The following is a 19644-nucleotide window of genomic DNA, read 5'->3' as shown; positions in this document are numbered from 1 at the left end:
CCTGGCACGCGCAGCCTCGTGCGTAGCCTGCGGTGTGACTGGTTAGGCTCGAATACGTGAGCAGGTTCCAGGTCGTCAGCGGCAAGGGCGGTACCGGTAAGACCACGGTTGCCGCCGCCCTCGCGCTCGCCCTCGCGACCGAGGGCAGGCGCACGCTTCTCGTGGAGGTCGAGGGCAGGCAGGGCATCGCCCAGCTCTTCGAGACGGAGTCCCTTCCGTACGAGGAGCGCAAGATCGCCGTCGCGCCGGGCGGCGGCGAGGTGTACGCCCTCGCGATCGACGCAGAGCGCGCCCTGCTCGACTACCTCCAGATGTTCTACAAGCTGGGCAGCGCGGGCCGGGCGCTCAAGAAGCTCGGCGCGATCGACTTCGCCACCACGATCGCGCCCGGTGTGCGGGACGTGCTGCTGACCGGCAAGGCCTGCGAGGCCGTACGCCGCAAGGACAAGCAGAACCGGTACGTCTACGACTACGTGATCATGGATGCCCCGCCCACCGGGCGCATCACCCGCTTCCTCAACGTGAACGACGAGGTGGCGGGCCTGGCCAGGATCGGCCCGATACACAATCAGGCGCAGGCCGTGATGCGGGTGCTGAAGTCCCCCGAGACCGCCGTTCATCTGGTGACGCTGCTGGAGGAGATGCCGGTCCAGGAGACCGCGGACGGCATCGCCGAGCTGCGCGCCGCCGAACTTCCGGTGGGCCGGGTCATCGTGAACATGGTGCGGCCCCATCTGCTGGACGAGGACACCCTGCGCACCGCTGCGGGCGGCCGGCGCAAGGAGATCGCCAAGGCGCTGACCCGGGCGGGAGTGACCGGCTCGGCGGGGCTCGTGCGCCCGCTGGTCGAGCAGGCGGCCGAGCACGCCCAGCGGGTCGAGCTGGAGCGTGAACAGCGCGCCGTGCTCGCCGGACTGGAGCTTCTGGGGTACGAACTCCCGCTGATCGGCGAGGGAATGGACCCGGCCGGTCTCTACGACCTGGCGACCGAGCTGCGCAAGCAGGGCGTGGGCGAAGCGGGGGACGAAGGGGCGGGACAAGGGGCGGGACAAGGGGTGGGTGCATGACACAGCGCACAGACGCGGCCACGACCGCAAGAACGGACACGGCCGCGTCGGTGGGCTCGGCCGCGTCGGTGGACACAGCCGACTCGACGGACGCGTCGGCGGAGGCGGTCGACTCCCCCTCCCCCGAACCGGCCCCCGCGCTGGACACCGACGCACTGCTCGACGATCCGGACATCCGGATCGTCGTCTGCTGCGGTTCGGGCGGCGTCGGCAAGACCACCACGGCGGCCGCACTGGGCGTCAGGGCGGCCGAGCGCGGTCGCAAGGTCGTCGTCCTCACCATCGACCCGGCCCGCAGACTCGCCCAGTCCATGGGCATCGACTCGCTGGACAACGTCCCGCGCCGGGTTCCGGGCATCGACGGCGAGGGCGCCGGGGAACTGCACGCCATGATGCTCGACATGAAGCGGACCTTCGACGAGATCGTCGAGGCGCACGCGGACGCCGAGCGGGCCCGCGCGATCCTGGAGAACCCCTTCTACCAGTCCCTGTCGGCCGGTTTCGCGGGCACGCAGGAGTACATGGCGATGGAGAAGCTCGGGCAGCTGCGCGCTCGCGACGAGTGGGACCTGATCGTCGTCGACACCCCTCCGTCGCGCTCCGCGCTGGACTTCCTGGACGCGCCGAAGCGCCTCGGTTCCTTCCTGGACGGAAAGTTCATCAAGCTGCTGATGGCCCCGGCGAAGATGGGCGGCCGGGCCGGGATGAAGTTCCTGAACGTCGGCATGTCGATGATGACCGGAACGCTCGGCAAACTGCTCGGCGGTCAATTCCTGCGCGATGTACAGACCTTCGTCGCGGCGATGGACACCATGTTCGGCGGATTCCGCACCCGGGCCGACGCCACGTACAAACTGCTGCAGGCGCCCGGCACGGCGTTCCTCGTCGTCGCGACGCCCGAGCGGGACGCGCTGCGCGAGGCGGCGTACTTCGTGGAACGGCTGGCCGCGGAGGACATGCCGCTGGCCGGTCTGGTGCTCAACCGGGTTCATGGCAGCGATGCCGCCCGGCTCTCCGCCGAGCACGCCCTGGCCGCCGCAGAAAATCTTGACGGGGTCCGCATTGTGGATCAGCCGGCCGGGAAGACTGGACTTCGTGACAGGACCGACCGGTCGGCCACCTCTCCCGAGGCGGTTCCCACGCCCCACAACTCCGAGTACGAGTGCGAGGACACCGAATACCGCGAGCCGACGCCGGGACACGTTCCCGATCCACCCGCTCCCGATACGCCCCAGGCCGCTTCCGTCGAGGAGCTGACCGCAGGTCTGTTGCGGCTGCATGCCGAACGGATGCAGGTGGTCGCGCGCGAGCAGCGCACACGTGACCGCTTCACCGCACAGCACCCCGAGGTCGCCGTGACCGAAGTGGCCGCGCTGCCCGGTGACGTACACGATCTCGAAGGACTCAGGGCCGTCGGAGACCGGCTCGCGACCGGTTCCGCCCCGGCCGGAGCTGCGTGAACAACCCGCCGGTCCTATCCCACTGCGGCGTACCTCTCGTGCAGTTCGTCGTCGTCCAGCCCGATCGCCACGGGCAGGATGCCCGTCGACTGCTCGTACTCGCTGCGTGCGGTCTCCAGCAGCCGACGCCAGGACGTGACGGTCGGTCGCCTGCGCAGCAGTGCGCGGCGCTCACGCTCGGTCATTCCGCCCCACACGCCGAACTCGACGCGATTGTCCAGCGCATCGGCCAGGCACTCGGTCCGCACCGGGCATCCGGTACACACCGCCTTGGCCCTGTTCTGCGCTGCCCCTTGTACGAACAGTTCATCCGGATCGGTAGTGCGGCAGGCTGCCTGCGCACTCCAGTCGGTTACCCAGCCCATCACGGCGCCGTCCTCTCCCGAATCGAGGCTCCCCCACGGCGACAGCGGCATATTCACCGCTGCCAGTTGAGGACGTTACGGAAGGTGGCGACAGCACAACACCCCCTTCGGGCCCAATCTTGAATGGCCCGAACGGACTATGCGTATGCGGCAGATCACCCAGGGGAGTGAGGTGGGGGCATACGCGACTATCCCGCCAGAATCGGGACAGATCACCTGGATCACAACGGACGTTCGATGACCAACGAGGCGAATTCGGGAGCGCCTGCGGTCGTGGCCGGGACTTGCACGGGGGTTGATGCGGAACCGGACTGCTGTGACAGTTGAGAGCAGCTTAGGCCAAGGCATATACGTGTGTCCGGCGAATGAGAACGTAGGCTGCCCCCATGCCAAAGAAGCGCTCGGGCGGGGGTCTCTCGACGACCCAGCAGGCCGCCAAGTTCCTCGGTGTCGCCGCGCTCTCCGGAGTCGTGCTCGCGGGCATCGCGCTGCCGGCCGCCGGAGCACTGGGCCTCGCCACCAAGGGAACGGTCGAGGGGTTCGACGAGATCCCGGCCAATCTGAAGACTCCGCCGCTGAGCCAGCGCACCACGATCCTGGACAGCAAGGGCGGGCTGATCGCCTCGGTGTACTCGCGCGACCGCACGGTGGTCCCGCTGAAGAACATCTCCCCGTACATGCAGAAAGCGATCGTCGCGATCGAGGACGCCCGGTTCTACGAGCACGGGGCCATCGACCTCAAGGGCATCCTGCGCGCGCTGAACCGCAACGTGCAGACGGGCGGGACCACCGAGGGCGCGTCGACCCTGACCCAGCAGTACGTGAAGAACGTCTTCGTCGAGGAGGCGGGCGACGACCCGGACAAGGTCGCGCAGGCCACCCAGCAGACGATGGGCCGCAAGGTCCAGGAGCTGAAGTACGCGATCCAGGTCGAGGAAGAGCTCGGCAAGAAGAAGATCCTGGAGAACTACCTCAACATCACCTTCTTCGGGCAGCAGGCCTACGGCATCGAGGCCGCCTCCCAGCGCTACTTCTCCAAGTCGGCCAAGGACCTGACGCTGGAGGAGTCCGCGCTGCTGGCCGGCGTCGTGCAGTCGCCGAGCCGCTACGACCCGGTCAACGACCCGGCCGAGGCCACCAAGCGCCGCAACATGGTGCTCCAGCGCATGGCGGACGTCGGGGACATCTCGAAGGCCCAGGCCGAGAAGGCGAAGGCGACCCCGATCAAGCTGAAGGTCAAGAAGCCGCAGAACGGCTGCATCACGGCCGTCAGCGGCGCCGGCTTCTTCTGCGACTACGTACGCCACGTCTTCCTCACCGACCCGGTCTTCGGCAAGACCAAGGAGGACCGGGCCAAGATCTGGAACCGGGGCGGCCTGACGATACGGACGACGCTCGACCCGCAGTCCCAGCAGTCGGTGCAGGCCTCGATCAAGAGCCACGTCTACAAGACGGACAAGGTCGCGACGGCCGTGACGCTGGTCCAGCCGGGCACCGGCAAGATCATGGGCATGGGCCAGTCCAAGCCGTACGGCTTCGGGACCAACGAGACCCAGTACAACTACTCGGTCAACAAGTCCATGGGCGGCTCCAACTACGGCTTCCCGACCGGTTCGACGTTCAAGCCCTTCCTCGCCGCCGCGGCCATACAGGGCGGCAAGCCGGCCACGCAGGTCTATCCGTCCCCGTACGAGATGGACTACCCGGACACGGTGCGCTCCTGCGGGAAGCCGTGGGTCAACGACGGGGTGCCGAAGTATCACCTGGAGAACGAGAGCGAGACCGAGAAGGGGCCGTACGCGCTGCGGGAGGCGATGGAGAAGTCGGTCAACACCTACTTCGTCCAGATGCTCCAGGACATCGGCATGTGCCCGGTCTCGCAGATGACCGACAAGCTCGGCGTGGTGCAGGGCGACGGCTCCAAGCTTCCGCAGAACCCGTCGACCCTGACCCTCGGCTCCAACGGTCTGTCTCCGCTGACCATGGCGAGCGCGTACGCCGCCTTCGCCAACCGCGGTACGTACTGCACACCGATAGCCATGGAGTCGGTCAGCACGGCCGACGGCACTTCGCTGCCCGTGCCCAAGACCTCCTGCTCGCAGGCGATGTCGCCGACCACGGCCGACACCATCAACACCCTGCTGCGCGGCGTGGTCGACTCCGGTACCGGCCAGGAGGCGGGGCTCCAGAACCGCGACAACGCGGGCAAGACCGGTACGACCGACGCCCGCAAGAACGCCTGGTTCGTCGGGTACACGCCGAACATGTCCGGCGCCGTCTGGGTCGGCAGCCCGTCCCAGAGCGTCGAGATGGAGCGCATCACGATCGGTGGCGTGTACCAGGACAAGGTGTACGGCGGACAGGTCCCCGGACCGATCTGGCGTGACGCGATGACGGGCGCCCTCAACGGGGTGGCCGCTCCCCCCTTCAACACCGTCGACATCCCGGACCCGCCGAAGAACGACGAGCGGGACAGGGACAGGGGCCGCGACCGCGGGGACGAAGGACGGCCCGGCGCCGGAGGCAAGAAGCCCGGCGGCAAGAACCCGTTCCCCGGCATCACCATCCCGCCGAACCTCATCGGCGGGACCAACGGCGGCGGCCACCGCGGCCAGACCAACGGCGGCACGCAGGGCCCCTGAGCGGCACGGCTCATACGCGCGAAGGCGGGTGCCCCGGATCGATCCGATCCGGGGCACCCGCCTTCGCGGGTTCCTGCGCTTCCTGCGCCGCTCAGCCCGCGAGGAGCTTCTTCACCGAGGCGGCCACCCGGCCGCCGTCCGCGCGCCCCGCCACCTTCGGGTTCACGATCTTCATGACGGCGCCCATCGCACGCGGCCCCTCGGCCCCGGCTGCCCTGGCCTCCTCGACGGCGGACGCCACGATCGCGCCCAGCTCGTCGTCGCTCAGCTGCTTCGGCAGGTACGCGTCGAGGATCTCGCCCTCCGCCTTCTCACGCTCGGCCTGCTCGGTCCGGCCGCCCCGGGCGAAGGCTTCGGCCGCCTCGCGGCGCTTCTTCGCCTCCTTGGCGATCACCTTCTGCACCTCGTCGTCGGAGAGCTCACGGGCCGTCTTGCCGCTGACCTCCTCCTTCGTGATGGCGGTGAGTGTCAGCCGGAGCGTGGACGAGGTCAGCTCGTCGCGCGCCTTCATGGCCGTGGTGAGGTCTTCCTTGAGCTTGGACTTGAGCGTGGTCATGTGCTGATTGTGGCAGGTACGGGGCGAGCGGCGCCCGCCGGTTTTCTTCCGGCCGCACGGTGTCTGCGACGATGGGCGCATGCGCGCACGCTACGGAGTACCCCTGAAAGTCACGGCAGTCGGCGCGGCGATCGGCGCAGCCGGCATCGCCTACGCCGCCGGATTCGAAGCCCGCTCGTTCCGCCTGCGACGGGTCGCCATCCCCGTACTCCCGCACGGGGCACGCCCGTTGCGCGTGCTCCAGGTCTCCGACATCCACATGGTGAGCGGCCAGCGCAAGAAGCGGGCCTGGCTCCAGTCGCTGGCCGGCCTGCGCCCGGACTTCGTCGTGAACACCGGCGACAACCTCTCCGACCCCGAGGCCGTGCCCGAGCTGCTCGACGCCCTCGGCCCGCTGATGGAGTTCCCGGGCGTGTACGTCTTCGGCTCCAACGACTACTACGGCCCCAAGCTCCGCAACCCCGCCCGCTACCTCATCGAAAAGGCCCGGGGCAAGCACGGCCTCAACGGGAACGCGCCCGCGGTCGGCGTCGTCCACAACCCCTGGGAGCCGATGCGCGACGCCTTCGACGAGGCGGGCTGGCTGGGCCTGTCCAACACCCGCGGCCGCCTCAAGATCGACGGCCTGGAGCTCGCCTTCACCGGCCTGGACGACCCGCACATCAAGCGCGACCGCTACGCGGAGGTGTCCGGCGGCCCCGAGACGGGCGCCGACCTCTCCATCGGCGTGGTCCACGCCCCCTACCTGCGTTCCCTGGACGCCTTCACCCAGGACGGCTACCCCCTGATCCTGGCCGGTCACACTCACGGCGGCCAGCTCTGCATCCCCTTCTACGGGGCCCTGGTCACCAACTGCGACCTGGACACGGACCGGGTCAAGGGCCTCTCCACCCACACCGTCGACGACCGCCGTGCCTACCTCCACGTCTCGGCCGGCTGCGGCACCAACCGCTACACCCCGGTCCGCTTCGCCTGCCCGCCGGAAACGACCCTGCTGACCCTGACGCCCCGGGACTGAGGCCCCCGCCCCGGGGCCCGGCCCTTCCCCGGCCGACGCATCAGAAACCGGATTTCGTCTGCGGGCGCGGGTGGGCTAAAGTAATCGATGTCGCCAGAACATCGGCGGCGATCGGGGTGTAGCGCAGCTTGGCAGCGCGCTTCGTTCGGGACGAAGAGGTCGTGGGTTCAAATCCCGCCACCCCGACAGCTGAAACACCAGGTCAGGCCCGGTACTGAGAAATCAGTACCGGGCCTGACCTGCGTTGTGGGTCATTCCGGAAGCCATCCGGACGCGTCCGGGGAGCCAGCTTCGGCAGGCGGCTGCCCGGAGGCGCGGGCACTGATGATGTGCTCGGCCGTCACCGCTGTCCCACGCCCTCGGCCAGTGTCGGCGCCCCCCTGCGCAGGGCCGGCGGCTTCGCCCGCGGCCGCTTCGTCGAGCCCGAGGTCTTCGGCCTTCGCCGGATACCCCGGCGCGGACGTGCCCTGATGTGCCGCGCGAACCTGCCGACGTACGGGCTCACCATCACCTCGTACGACTTCCGCCACCTCGACATGGGGGCGAGCACCGCGGCGGGCAAGCGCACCGGGGTCAAGGTGGCGGCGCCGTACTACGCCGTTCCCGTGCACCCGGGCGACCTCGGCACCAAGGGCGGGCTGCTGACCGATGCCGAGGCCCGCGTACTGCGCGAGGACGGCTCCCCGATCGCGGGCCTGTACGCGGCGGAGAACGTGGCCGCGGCCGTGATGGGGCAGACGTACCCGGGCCCCGGTGCCACGATCGGCCCCGCGATGGGCTTCGGCTGGATCGCGGCGGAGCATCCGGCGGCCTCGGTCCCGACGGCCTGAACTTCCGGTCACCGGCGCCGCCCCCGGCATCAGCGCAGCGGCTCGGGCAGTGCTTCCCTGTGGACGATGCCCAGCCGCTGTGTGGCCCGGGTGAGCGCCACGTACAGGTCGCTGGTCCCGAACCGCCCCGGCTCCACGACCAGGACATGGTCGAATTCGAGCCCCTTGGCCTCACGCGGGCCGAGCAGCACCACGGTACGGGTGAGGTCGGGTTCGGCGCCGGCCGTGACCCCGTCGATCCCGGACGCGATCTCCTCGTGCAGGGCGCGCGGCGCGATCACCGCGAGGCGCCCCTCCTCGGGCGTCAGCTCCGCGACGGCCGCCGCCACCGCGCCCGCCAGATCCGCCCCGGCGTCCCGTGTCCACGGCGTCCGGCCGGTGGACCGTACCGACCCGGGCGGTTCGAACGAGGGGTCCTCGGCACGTACGACACCGGCCGCCAGCTCCATGATCTCGGCGGGCGTACGGTAGTTGACCCCCAGCCGTACGTGTTCGAAGCGATCGCCCACGTACGGTTCGAGGATCTTTTCCCATGAGCCGACGCCCGCTTCCTCGGAGGTCTGCGCCGGATCGCCGACCAGGGTCATCGAGCGCGTCGGGGACCGGCGCATCAGCAACCGCCATGCCATCGGCGACAGTTCCTGCGCCTCGTCGACGATGATGTGCCCGAACGCCCAGGTCCGGTCGGCGGCGGCCCGCTCGGCCGCACTCCGGTGGTCGGCCTCCTCGTGCCGCTCGGCCATCCGTTCGGCGTCGATGACGTCGTGGGCGGCCAGGACCTCGGACTCCTCGTCCTCGAACTCGTACGTCTCCGAGCCCCGGGACAGGTCCAGGACGCCCTGCGCATAGGCGACCCGCCGCAGGCGCTCGGCCTCGGCGGCGGCCCGCTCGGCGCTGTCGTCCGCCCCGAGCAGTTCGGCCACCTCGTCCAGGAGCGGCACATCGGCCGGAGTCCACTCGCGGTCTCCGGCAACGCGCCGGATGGCCTCGGCGTCCTCCTCCGGTACGTGCACCGGCTCGGCCAGATAGTCGGCGAGGAAGTCCTCGGGGGTGAGCGCCGGCCACAGCGCCCCGACGGCGGCGTGCACCTCCTCGCTGGCGGCGACGCCCTTGCCGAGCTGGGCGATGTCGTCCGGGCCGAGGAAATTCGGGCCGCCGTACGGATCCGCGCCGATGCGTTCGGTGAGCTGCGCGGTGAGGGCGTCGATGACGTGGAACGCGAAGTACGGACGGGCCAGGTTGTGCGGCAGCCGGGTCTCGCGGGCCGCCCGGCGGGCCTCGTCGGCGATCTCCCGGTCCAGGACGAGATCCCCGTCGTCGTGCGGGATGACCACCGGTTCGCCGGGCTCGGGCAGCCCCTGCCGGTCGCGTACGGCGAGGGCGAGCGCCTCGGCCATTGCCGCGCCGCCCTTGACGGCTGCCGCGCGAGGGGTGTCGGTGCCGCGGGCGTGGACGCCGGGGAAGAGCTCGGCCTGCGTGGCGAGCATGACCCCGGTCTCGCCGAGTGCGGGCAGCACCTCGCCGATGTAGCGGAGGAAGGCCGGGTTGGGGCCCACGACCAGGACCGCGCGCTTGGCCAGCAGCTCACGGTGCTCGTACAGCAGGAAGGCCGCACGGTGCAGGGCGACCGCCGTCTTGCCCGTGCCTGGGCCGCCCTCGACGACGAGGACACCGCGGTGCGGGGCACGGATGATGCGGTCCTGCTCCGCCTGGATGGTTCGCACGATGTCGCCCATGCGTCCGGTACGGGCGGCGCCGAGCGCGGCGAGCAGCACGGCGTCGCCGCTCGGGTCCTCGAAGCCGCTGCGCTCACGGTCCCCGAGATCGAGGATCTCGTCGTGCAGTTCGGTGACCGTGCGGCCGTCGGTGGTGATGTGCCTGCGCCTGCGCAGCCCCATGGGCGTATGCCCGGTGGCGAGATAGAAGGGCCGGGCGACCGGTGCCCGCCAGTCGATTAGAAGAGGCGTGTGTTCGGTGTCGTCCTCGCGAATTCCGATACGGCCGATATGGTGCGCCGCACCGTCACGGAGATCGATTCGGCCGAAGCAGAGTGAACCGTCCACCGCGTTCAGCGCTGCCAGCAGGCCGGAACGTTCGGCGACGAGCACATCGCGTTCGAGGCGGGCCTGCAGCCCGTTCCCCACGGGGGTCAGCGCGTCCTCGACACGCTGCGCGGCGACCCCGCGCAGCGTGTCGACGCGGTCGTAGAGCCGGTCGATGAATTCCTGCTCCTTCTGCAATTCGACGTTTTCGCGAGTTGACAAAATCACTCCCTGCCAGATATGGTGATTCTCGTAGGGTCCCCTTGAGGGGCCTTTTCTGTGCCACACAGAACCACTCAATATACGTGAGAAAATCCCCGCTCCGCAATTGTGGAGCGGGGATTTCCTGTGCTTATGGCACGGGACGCGGGCCCCACAGTTCCCGGCACGAGCGACCTGCCGCCGGCCCCGGAGCGCGGCGGGAGTCGCACCATGCACCCGCCACCCGGAATGCACCTTTCATACCTGCATGCGAGTCTGGTGATGGCCCATCGTCCGAGATCCGCAACAGGAGGCACGATCGTGGGCAAGAAGCAGAGTCGGCAGAACCGGGGTGCCCGCACCGGCGGCCACGAACGCAGCGCTGCTCCGGAGACGAAGGAGCAGACGCGACCAACGGCCGCCCAGGAGACGGTGCACTCGATCTCAGAACAGGTCTCCCACCGGAAGCAGCGGAGGTTCGGCCACAACTGACCCTCTCGGAACCACGACAACCGCCCTCCGCGGCGGCGCCCCCACCCTTGGGGACGGCCACCGCGGAGGGCGGTTTTTTATGTCCGCCGCCGGTTTTTTTATGTCTGCCGCCTGATCCCGTAGGTCCGCGCGCCCGCCGAGCGGGCGCGCGCTGCCGTGCCCCCGCCGCCGTACCGCCCTCCACCGCGGCACCACCCTCCACCGGCGCGCAAGCTCCCGCCGATGCGCGAACTCGCGCCCGCAGAGCACTCGTTCGGGGCGCTCCCAGAGGTTTATCTACGCGCGGAGCTACCGCACCCGAACGATCATTCGGGCATATCAGACCAGTTCTTCCGCAGCTATTACCGGCCGGTACCAACAGCTGCTAGAAACGTGGCGCTCAACCAACCCCCCACCCACCCCCCACATTTCGGAGGGCTGACAGTCATGTCAGTACGGAGATTCTGGGCGTCCGCATCCACTCTGGTCCTCGCCGCCGTGGCCGCGCTGGGCATTGCCCAGCCGGCCTCGGCAGACTCCTTGGCCGCCGCCGGCGGGTACGTCGCCCTCGGCGACTCGTACTCCTCCGGCGTCGGTGCCGGTAGCTACCTTTCCGACAGCGGCGACTGCCGTCGCAGCACCAAGTCCTACCCCTACCTCTGGGCGACCGCCAACTCGCCTTCTTCCTTTGCCTTCGTGGCCTGTTCCGGTGCCACGACCACTTCGGTGGCCGGGACCCAGCTGGGGGCGTTGAGCTCGTCCACCGGCCTGGTCAGCGTCACCGCGGGCGGTAACGACGTCGGGTTCGCCGATGTCATGCAGGACTGCGTGCTCTCCGGCGAGGCCGCCTGCCTCAGCAGCGTCGGCTCGGCCGTTTCACAGGTCCAGAACTCGCTTCCGTCCAAGCTGAGTTCGCTCTACGGTTCGATCCGGTCGCGGGCCCCGCAGGCCCATGTCGTGGTGCTGGGCTACCCGCGCTTCTACCAGCTGAGCGGCAGCTGCATCGCCGGGCTCTCGGAGAAGGAGCGGGCGGCCATCAACAACGCCTCCGAGGTGCTGAACGGGGTCATCGCCAAGCAGGCGGCCGACGCCGGGTTCACGTTCTCCAGCGTGGTCGACGAGTTCGCCGGGCACGAGCTGTGCTCCGGTGACGCCTGGCTCCACAGCGTGTCGATCCCGGTCTACAACTCGTACCACCCCAAGGCCGCCGGCCAGTCCGGCGGTTACCTTCCGGCCTTCCGCTCGGCCGCGTAGGACGCGGACGACGGAGGTGCAGAAAATGCGGCGGGCCGCCGGGGTTCCCCCGGTCGTCCGCCGCACTGCTGCCCCCGGTCAGGCGGGGGGCCGGCGCGGCGTCCGGCCGGTGCAGGGTCAGGGCGGCGAACGCGGCGAGCACGGCGGTGGCCGCAGCGGCCCACCAGCCGTGACGGAAGGCGTCGAGCGCCTCGCCCGGCCCGTCCGGCGCACCGAGCAGCGTGACCATCAGCGCCACCCCCAGCACCGAACCCGTCTGGCGGGCCATCGTGGTGACGGCCGATCCGGTGGCGAAACGGGTGGGCGGGAGGGCCGCGGCGGCCGCGCCGACCAGGGTGGGGAGGGCGAGGCCCACTCCGATGCCGGTGACCACCATGCCGGGCAGGAAGCCGCTCGCGTAGTGCGGAGCCACGCCGAGTGCGACGGCCCACCAGGCGAGCCCACAGGCGAACAGCAGGCAGCCGAGTGCCGCCGTGCGGCCCGCCCCGAGCCGGCGGACGACCGGCCCCGAGAGAACGGCGAGCACCGGCACGACCAACGGCCCCGGCGCGACGGCGAGTCCGGTACGGATCGCCGAGTAACCCCACACCTGCCGGCACCAGAGCACCGACGTCAGCAGCATCGCCGCGAACGCGACGGTGAAGAGCAGAGCCGCGAGAGTGGCCGTCGCGAAGAGCCGGGTGCGCAGCATCGGCAGCTCGACGACCGGGGCCGGGTGCCGCGCGGACCGTATCCAGAAGCCCGCGACGAGAACGGCCGTCGCGAACAGCGGAACCAGGACTCCCGGCGAACTCCAGCCCCAGCCATCGGACTTGACCAGCGCGAGCGCCAGCGCGGCGATCGCGAGGGTGAGCAGCACCGCCCCGACGAGGTCCGGGAAGGGACCCTCGCGGTGCGGGCGGGCATCGGGCAGCAGCCGGGCGCCCGCGAGCAGCCCGATCACTCCGACCGGCACATTGACGAGAAAGACCCAGCGCCAGTCGGCCTCCACGAGCACGCCCCCCACCACCGGACCGAGACCGGCCGCGATGCCGCCGATCGCCGCCCAGCCCCGGATGGCCCGGGGGCGGCGCTCCGCCGGGGTGTCGACCAGCAGGAGGGCGAGGGACGTCGGCATGAGCGCGGCGGCTCCGGCGGCCTGCAGCGCACGGGCGGCCACCAGCCAGCCGACTCCGGGGGCGACGGCGCAGAGCGCGGAGGCGACGGTGAAGACCGCCAGCCCGAGAAGGAAGCCGCGGCGGTGCCCGTACCGGTCGGCGAGCCTGCCCGCGACGACGAGCAGTGCGGCGAAGACGATCGCGTACGCGTTGAGCACCCAGGACAGCGAGGCGAGGGAGCTGCCGTCGAAGGCGTCGCCGAGGGCGGGTACCGCGACATTGACGATGAACAGGTCGAGATTCACGACGAAGACACCGGCCGAAATGATCCAGCCGGAGGCGCGCGAGGAGGACGCGGAGGTGGGCGGGGCGGGGGACTCGGAGGCGAGTGAGTTTGATTCTCCAACTATCATGGCGGCAAGGTAGCGCCAGTGAGTTTGAGATGGCAACCTTGTGATGATGAGTGCTGCACAGGAACCCCACGCCCGCACCGCCCCGACGGTCACGCTGCCCGGCCGGCCCTGCTCGGCCGCCGCCGCGCTGCACGTGGTGGGTGAGAAATGGGCGCTGCTCGCGGTGCGCGAGATCTTCTTCGGCAACCACCGGTTCGAGGCGATCGCCCGTAACACCGGGGCGCCCCGCGACCGTCTCGCGGCGCGGCTGCGTTCACTGGAGCAGGCCGGAGTGGTCGAGCGGCGGCCCTACAACGAACGCCCGTTGCGCTACGAGTACCACCTGACCGAATCCGGACGCGATCTCGCGCCGGTCATCCGGGCGCTGCTGGACTGGGGCGACCGGTGGGTGCTGGAGGACCGGCCGGTGGTCATGGTCCACGAGCCGGTCGCGGACGCCGCCGGGCGCGCGGCCGAGGACGCGGGCGGGGATGCCCATGCGCACGATCTCGACGCGGCGTGGATCTGCCGCACTTGCGGCGAGGAAGTCGTGATGAACACGCTGACGGTCGATGTCCGCGCCCCCGGATGGGACCGCTCGGGCCCCAGGCAGCCGGACCCGTCCGACGGCTGAGCCGGGAACCGGGGCTGGGAGCCGGGACGATCAGTACCGCTCGACGAGGTGCTCCCGGCCCGCCGGGGGCTCGTACGGCTCGGGCCAGAAGTCGGTGATCCCGCTGATCCGCCCCGTCGCGTCGAACACGAAGAAGTGAATGGCGTGCAACTCCTCGCCCCCGGCCGTGAAGCGCGTACGGACGGCGGCCTGCTGCTCCTGGCCGTCGGCCACCACGCGCTCGACGCGGACCCTCCAGTCCCCCGGGTACTCCCGGTTGAACCGCAGGTACCGCGCCTTCCCGCGAATGCGCTCGCGAGTCTGTGGCAAGTCGTACAGCACCTCGTCGGCCAGCGTCGCGGCGAAGGCGTCCCAGTCGCGGGCGTCGGCCGCGCTCCAGTACGTCTCCACCACGGCGCGCAGATCGGCAGTCGTCGTCATGGGTCCGAGTCTGGACCCCGCCACTGACAATCCGCCCTTGCTCAGGAATCGGCCGCCCGCGACGCCTTGACGGAGTACATCAGCGGGATGCGCGGCCGGTCGGCCGGGAAGCGGTAGTAGCCGTCGCTCTGCCGTTCCAGCGTCGGGAAGCGGGCGAAGAGCGAGGCGTCGTGCTCGTGCAGGAACTCGATCCGCAGCCCGGTGGCGGCCAGCGCCGACACCACCTCGCCGATCGGGTGCTGCCACTCGATGCTGCGGTTGTGGACGGTGGGCGCGTCGAAGTCCGCGTACGTGCCCGGCGTCTCGTCCACCCATGCGTCGCGGCTGAAGTAGTCGTGGTCGACCTTCGTCCCGGTCTCGTCGTCGAGGCAGTCCGTCATCGGATGGAACTCCGTGAGGTAGAGGAACCCCCCGGGCGCCACGAGCGATGCGGCGGTCTCGGCCCAGCGACGGATGTCGGGCAGCCAGTTCAGCGCGCCGATGCCGGTGTAGACGATGTCGTACGACGAGTCGGGGACGGCCTCCGCGGCGTCGTGGACGTCGGCCGCGACGAACGCCGCCCGGTCCTGGCCGAACCCGAGCTCGCGGGCCAGGACGCGCGCGGTCTCGACGGCCGGCTCGGAGAAGTCCAGGCCGACGACCTGTGCGGCGCCGTGCCGGGCCCAGGAGAGGGTGTCGACGCCTATGTGGCACTGAAGATGCAGCAGGGTCTTGCCCTTGACGTCTCCGACCTCGGCGAGTTCGAAGTCGCGCAGGGCGTCCTTCCCCGCGCGGAACGCGTCGAGGTCGTAGTAGTCGCTCGTGACGTGGATGGGGACCCGCTCGTCCCAGAGCGCGCGGTTGGCCTCACGCCAGTCTTCAGGGGTCGGTGCATGCATGCCGGGAGGTTATCCACAGGCTGAGGACGACGCGAACGAATTGTCGGCGTTCCGACGCAGAATGGGGGCATGACTGAGATCACTGGCTCGACGACGGCCCCTTCCGCTCAGGGCCCCGCTGCTGCGGCGGCCGCTTCCGCACCGAAGTGGGAGCAGCGCTTCCGGGCGCCGCGGGTGTCGTTGCCCGACTGGGCGGAGGACGCACCCGACCGTGCGCTGTTCGTCTCCAACGCTACGGGGACGTACGAGCTGTACGCGTGGGACCGCGCCACCGGCGCGCAGCGCCAGGTGACCGACCGGCCGAACGGCACGACGGACGGGTTGCTGACGCCCGGCGGGGAGTCGGTCTGGTGGTTCGCCGACACCGATGGCGACGAGTTCGGGGTGTGGATGCGCCAGCCGTTCCACGGCAGCGAGGACGGGCAGCCGGGTGACGAGCCGGCGATGCCCGGTCTCGGCCCTTCCTACCCGGCCGGGCTCGCGATCGGACGGGACGGCACGGCGGTGGCCGGCCGCTCGACCGACGAGGAAGGGACGACGGTCCACGTCGTGCGGCCCGGCGCGGCTCCCGTGGAGATCTACCGGCACCGCGAGTCGGCGGGCGTCGGCGACCTCAGTCATGACGGGACGCTGATCGCCCTGGAGCACACCGAGCACGGCGATGCGATGCACTCCGCGCTGCGCGTGGTGCGCCTGGACGGGACGACGGTCGCCGAGCTGGACGACACCGAGGGCGGCACGAAGGAGCTGGGCCTGTCCGTGCTGGGCTTCGCCCCCGTCGCCGGGGACCCGAGGCTTCTGATCGGGCACCAGCGGCGGGGCCGCTGGGAGCCGATGATCTGGGACCCGACGACCGGCGTGGAGACTGAGCTCGCGATCGATCTGCCCGGTGATGTGGTCGCCGAGTGGTATCCGGACGCCTCCGCGCTGCTGGTCGTGCACGAATTCGAGGCCCGCAGCGAACTGTGGCGGTACGAGCCGGAGGCGGGCGGCGCGCTCGTCCGGGTGGAAACACCCGCGGGTACGGTGTCCGGTGCGACGGCCCGGCCGGACGGCACGGTGGAGTACCTGTGGTCCTCGGCCGAGCAGCCGCCCGTCGTCCGGTCCACGTCGGGTGCGGTGGTGCTCGATCCGCCCGGCGCGAAGGCCCCGGCTTCCGTTCCGGTGGAGGACGTGTGGGTGGACGGGCCCGCGGGCCGCGTCCACGCTCTCGTCCAGCGGCCCGCCGCCCCGGCTCAGGGGCCGTTCGCCACCGTCTTCGAGATCCACGGAGGCCCGACCTGGCACGACAGCGACGCCTTCGCCTCCGGCCCCGCCGCCTGGGTGGACCACGGCTACGCGGTCGTCCGGGTCAACTACCGCGGTTCCACGGGATACGGCCGCGCCTGGACGGACGCGCTCAAGCACCGGGTCGGGCTGATCGAGTTGGAGGACATCGCCGCGGTACGGGAGTGGGCGGTCAAGTCCGGCCTCGCAGATCCGGAGAAGCTGGTCCTGGCCGGAGGCTCCTGGGGCGGCTATCTGACCCTGCTCGGCCTCGGCACGCAGCCGGACGACTGGGCCCTCGGCCTGGCGGCGGTCCCGGTCGCCGACTACGTCACGGCGTACCACGACGAGATGGAGAACCTGAAGGCGATGGACCGCACGCTGCTCGGCGGTACGCCGGAGGAGGTCCCGGAGCGTTTCGAGGCGTCGTCCCCGCTGACGTATGTCGACGCGGTCCGGGCGCCGGTCTACGTCTCGGCGGGCGTCAACGACCCGCGCTGCCCGATCCGCCAGGTCGAGAACTACGTCGACCGGCTGAAGGACCGGGGCGCGGTGCACGAGGTGTACCGGTACGACGCGGGCCACGGCTCGCTCGTCGTGGAGGAGCGGATCAAGCAGGTCCGCCTGGAGCTGGACTTCGCCCGGCGCCACCTGGCCGCGGGGACGGACCCGTCCGGCTCGTAGCGGACAGGCCCGGCCCTCAGTCGGCACCCCGCTCCGGGCGACCGGAGCGGGGACCGTACGGTGGAGGGGTGTACCGGTTCCTGCTGACCCCGCGATGGTGGGGGATCAACCTCTTCGTCGTGCTGGCCATCCCGTTCTGCGTGTTCATGGGCACCTGGCAGCTCGGCCGCTTCGAGGACCGCGTGCAGACGCACGACGCCGCCGAGAAGCAGCCCGCCCCCGGCACGAGGCCCGCCAAGCCGATCGACGAGCTCCTGCCCGTCGACACGGTGACCTCCGGCCGCCCCGCCACCGCCACCGGCCGGTACGCCGACCAGTTCCTGGTGCCGGGACGGAAGTTGGACGACAAGAGCGGCTTCTACGTCCTGAACATGCTCCGTACGGACAGCGGCAAGGCGCTGCCCGTGGTGCGCGGCTGGCTGCCCGGCAAGCCCGGCAGCACCGCCGTGCCCGCCGCACCGACCGGCGAGGTCACGGTGACCGGCGACCTCCAGGCGTCCGAGAACGCCGGCACCGCGGGTGTCGACACGGCGGGCGGGCTTCCCGACGGCCAGCTGGGCATGATCAGCGCGGCGTCGCTGATCAACCTCGTCCCTTACGACGTCTACGACGCATGGGTGACGCTCCAGGACACGGGCGCCGGAGCCGGTTCCAGTGCCGACTCCGGTTCCGGGGACAAGGCGGCCGGCGCGCTGCGTCCCGTGCCCGCCGCCGCGGCGCAGGGCACCGGGCTCGACCTGAAGGCGTTCCAGAACCTCGGCTACACCGGCGAGTGGTTCGTCTTCGCCGGGTTCGTGCTCTTCATGTGGTTCCGGCTGGTCCGCCGCGAGGCCGAAGCCGCACGCGATCTGCAACTGGGCCTCGTCGAGGAAGAGGCAGCGGCGTCGGAAGCGGAAGCCGAGTCCGGCAAGAGCGAGAGCAAGGACGCTGTGGGCTCCGGAACGGTCTGAGGCACGCGCAGGCACGGACACAGACGCAGGCACACACATACGCGAGGGGCCCGCCGATCGATCGTCGATCCGGCGGGCCCCTCGTCGTATACGTCTACGTCATGCATCGCACCGCGTCACGTCGCGGGAGCGAGCACCCCGGTCCGGTAGATCGTGCCCGAGCAGGCGTTGGCGATCTTCGTCTCGGCGACCGGCGCCCCGGCCTCCGGCGTGTGCATCACCGCGACGCTGCCGTCCTGCGTCCCGCCGCCGTCCTCGCTGCCGAACTGCGTCTCCGTCCCCGACGTCCCGTCCGCGCTTCCCGTACCGGCTCCGGCGGCCGCCGCGCCGCTCGCACCGCCCGCGTCGTCGGTCGGCGTCGGGCTCGGCGAGCCTCCGACGGTCGGACAGGTGTCGCTCGGCACCCAGGCGAACCTCACCTCGTACGCCATCGACGGCTTCAGCAGCACCGTCCCCTGCTCCTGCGAAGGGTCGGGCAGTCCGGCCGCCGCATCACCCGCGGTGTGCTGGACGACCGCGATCCTCGCCGGGTCGGCCGCGCCTATCGCCTGGAACCCCACGCTGCCGCCGCTGCTCACCGAGCATTCCGTGCCGGAGACATTGGCGATCCGGAAGGTGCCGTAGACCGTGCCGTCGGCACCGGCCGCACCGGTCTCGGCCGAGGCGACACCGAGCTGTTCCGGGTTGCACGCCGGCATCGCCACCATCGCCGAGCCGGACGGATCGGCGCCCCCGCCCGACAGGTGGCCGTCGGCGCCCTGGCCGCGGCTGTCGGAGGGGCTGCTCGTGCTGCTGGGCCGGCCCGGACCGCCGTCGGCCCGCCCGTCGGTGTTGCCGCTGCCGGCCTCGCCGCCGGACTCCGAGTCGACGTCGGCGCCGTTGCCGCCCTGCGCCTGCTCGCCGTGCCCGGCTATCGCGGGGTTGGCGGTGTTCGAACCGTCGGAGTTCGCGACATGGACGAAGGCGGGTACCGCGGTCCCGATGAGCAGCGCCGCGGCCGCCAGTCCGACGACGGCCTGGCGTCGCTTGGCGCGCCGGACGGGAACCGCACGTTGCAGATGGTCGAGCGTGCCGTCGCTGGGCTCGATGTTCCGGACGGCCCCGTGCAGCATGCGGCGCAGTGCGACCTCGTCGAGATCCGCACCGTCACCGACGCCCGGACCGGCACCCGGACCGCTGTCCGGGCCGAGCCCCGAGCCGAAGAGGCTGCTCAGACTGCCGAGCTCAGCGGTCTCCGCGGCCTCGGCAGTCTCAGCGGCCTCGGCAGTCTCAGCGGTCCTGGTGGCCTCGGCAGCCTCAGCGGCCTCAGCGGTCCTGGTGAACTCGGCAGTCTCAGCGGCCTCGGCAGTCTCAGCGGTCCTGGTGGCCTCGGCAGCCTCAGCGGCCTCAGCGGTCCTGGTGAACTCGGCAGTCTCAG

Annotated in this window: 16 protein-coding genes, 1 tRNA gene and 1 pseudogene; 11 read left to right on the top strand and 7 right to left on the bottom strand. The window is 70.7% G+C overall.

Annotated elements, in window-relative coordinates:
• Window positions 1-56 precede the first annotated feature (56 nt).
• Window positions 57-1067 (top strand): ArsA family ATPase, encoded by a 1011-nt coding sequence (locus ACIRJP_RS30285; protein WP_404180806.1) that lies wholly within the window; start codon window positions 57-59, stop codon window positions 1065-1067.
• Window positions 1064-2527, top strand: a complete 1464-nt coding sequence (locus tag ACIRJP_RS30280; protein ID WP_404180803.1) for an ArsA family ATPase — start codon at window positions 1064-1066, stop codon at window positions 2525-2527. Before ACIRJP_RS30285 ends, ACIRJP_RS30280 begins: the two co-directional genes overlap by 4 nt.
• Before the next feature lie 14 nt (window positions 2528-2541).
• Here the strand turns inward: ACIRJP_RS30280 and ACIRJP_RS30275 are convergent, their stop codons facing one another.
• On the bottom strand, window positions 2542-2892 hold the full coding sequence (locus ACIRJP_RS30275; protein WP_176740522.1) for a WhiB family transcriptional regulator: 351 nt from the start codon (window positions 2890-2892) through the stop codon (window positions 2542-2544).
• A gap of 386 nt (window positions 2893-3278) precedes the next feature.
• Here ACIRJP_RS30275 and ACIRJP_RS30270 point away from each other — a divergent pair, with 386 nt between their 5' ends.
• On the top strand, window positions 3279-5534 hold the full coding sequence (locus tag ACIRJP_RS30270; RefSeq protein WP_404180800.1) for a transglycosylase domain-containing protein: 2256 nt from the start codon (window positions 3279-3281) through the stop codon (window positions 5532-5534).
• Window positions 5535-5625: 91 nt separating this feature from the next.
• On the opposite strand, the gene ACIRJP_RS30265 is transcribed toward ACIRJP_RS30270, so the two are convergent.
• Window positions 5626-6090 carry a GatB/YqeY domain-containing protein gene (locus tag ACIRJP_RS30265; protein WP_404180797.1) on the bottom strand — a complete coding sequence of 155 codons (465 nt, stop codon included), beginning with the start codon at window positions 6088-6090 and terminating at the stop codon, window positions 5626-5628.
• Between the two features lie 79 nt (window positions 6091-6169).
• Between ACIRJP_RS30265 and ACIRJP_RS30260 the strand changes: the two genes are divergently transcribed.
• From ACIRJP_RS30260 to ACIRJP_RS30250, 3 genes are all read left to right on the top strand, one after another.
• On the top strand, window positions 6170-7108 hold the full coding sequence (locus ACIRJP_RS30260) for a metallophosphoesterase (RefSeq protein WP_404180794.1): 939 nt from the start codon (window positions 6170-6172) through the stop codon (window positions 7106-7108).
• Between the two features lie 112 nt (window positions 7109-7220).
• Window positions 7221-7294: transfer RNA gene (locus tag ACIRJP_RS30255), tRNA-Pro, on the top strand.
• A gap of 35 nt (window positions 7295-7329) precedes the next feature.
• Window positions 7330-7938: an FAD-binding protein gene (locus tag ACIRJP_RS30250; protein WP_404180909.1), complete on the top strand. Its 609-nt coding sequence runs from the start codon at window positions 7330-7332 to the stop codon at window positions 7936-7938.
• A gap of 29 nt (window positions 7939-7967) precedes the next feature.
• Here the strand turns inward: ACIRJP_RS30250 and ACIRJP_RS30245 are convergent, their stop codons facing one another.
• The gene (locus tag ACIRJP_RS30245; protein WP_404180906.1) at window positions 7968-10178 is read right to left on the bottom strand and encodes a HelD family protein; all 2211 of its coding nucleotides are present in this window, start codon (window positions 10176-10178) and stop codon (window positions 7968-7970) included.
• Between the two features lie 324 nt (window positions 10179-10502).
• Here ACIRJP_RS30245 and ACIRJP_RS30240 point away from each other — a divergent pair, with 324 nt between their 5' ends.
• Both ACIRJP_RS30240 and ACIRJP_RS30235 read left to right on the top strand, forming a co-directional pair.
• The gene (locus ACIRJP_RS30240; RefSeq protein WP_266731752.1) at window positions 10503-10673 is read left to right on the top strand and encodes a hypothetical protein; all 171 of its coding nucleotides are present in this window, start codon (window positions 10503-10505) and stop codon (window positions 10671-10673) included.
• A 426-nt stretch (window positions 10674-11099) separates the two neighbouring features.
• A complete protein-coding gene (locus ACIRJP_RS30235) occupies window positions 11100-11906 on the top strand; it encodes an SGNH/GDSL hydrolase family protein (RefSeq protein ID WP_404180791.1) in 807 nt (268 codons plus the stop codon).
• A 250-nt stretch (window positions 11907-12156) separates the two neighbouring features.
• Here the strand turns inward: ACIRJP_RS30235 and ACIRJP_RS30230 are convergent.
• Window positions 12157-13416: pseudogene (locus ACIRJP_RS30230) on the bottom strand (MFS transporter); the annotation flags it as partial.
• 46 nt (window positions 13417-13462) lie between these two features.
• On the opposite strand from ACIRJP_RS30230, the gene ACIRJP_RS30225 reads away from it, so the two are divergent.
• Window positions 13463-14029 (top strand): winged helix-turn-helix transcriptional regulator, encoded by a 567-nt coding sequence (locus tag ACIRJP_RS30225; RefSeq protein WP_404180788.1) that lies wholly within the window; start codon window positions 13463-13465, stop codon window positions 14027-14029.
• A gap of 30 nt (window positions 14030-14059) precedes the next feature.
• Here the strand turns inward: ACIRJP_RS30225 and ACIRJP_RS30220 are convergent, their stop codons facing one another.
• Window positions 14060-14449, bottom strand: a complete 390-nt coding sequence (locus tag ACIRJP_RS30220; RefSeq protein WP_404180785.1) for a nuclear transport factor 2 family protein — start codon at window positions 14447-14449, stop codon at window positions 14060-14062.
• A gap of 41 nt (window positions 14450-14490) precedes the next feature.
• Window positions 14491-15327, bottom strand: coding sequence for a class I SAM-dependent methyltransferase (locus ACIRJP_RS30215; RefSeq protein ID WP_404180782.1), 837 nt, complete (start codon window positions 15325-15327; stop codon window positions 14491-14493).
• Between the two features lie 69 nt (window positions 15328-15396).
• On the opposite strand from ACIRJP_RS30215, the gene ACIRJP_RS30210 reads away from it, so the two are divergent.
• Window positions 15397-17277: a S9 family peptidase gene (locus ACIRJP_RS30210; RefSeq protein ID WP_404180779.1), complete on the top strand. Its 1881-nt coding sequence runs from the start codon at window positions 15397-15399 to the stop codon at window positions 17275-17277.
• A gap of 68 nt (window positions 17278-17345) precedes the next feature.
• On the top strand, window positions 17346-18227 hold the full coding sequence (locus ACIRJP_RS30205) for an SURF1 family protein (RefSeq protein ID WP_404180776.1): 882 nt from the start codon (window positions 17346-17348) through the stop codon (window positions 18225-18227).
• A 116-nt stretch (window positions 18228-18343) separates the two neighbouring features.
• Here the strand turns inward: ACIRJP_RS30205 and ACIRJP_RS30200 are convergent.
• A partial coding sequence (locus ACIRJP_RS30200; protein WP_404180773.1) for a hypothetical protein occupies window positions 18344-19644 on the bottom strand: 1301 nt, incomplete at its 5' end.

Source organism: Streptomyces sp. NPDC102437 (assembly GCF_044765565.1).
Taxonomy (GTDB): domain Bacteria; phylum Actinomycetota; class Actinomycetes; order Streptomycetales; family Streptomycetaceae; genus Streptomyces.
This window is presented reverse-complemented; position numbering and strand designations above follow the sequence as displayed.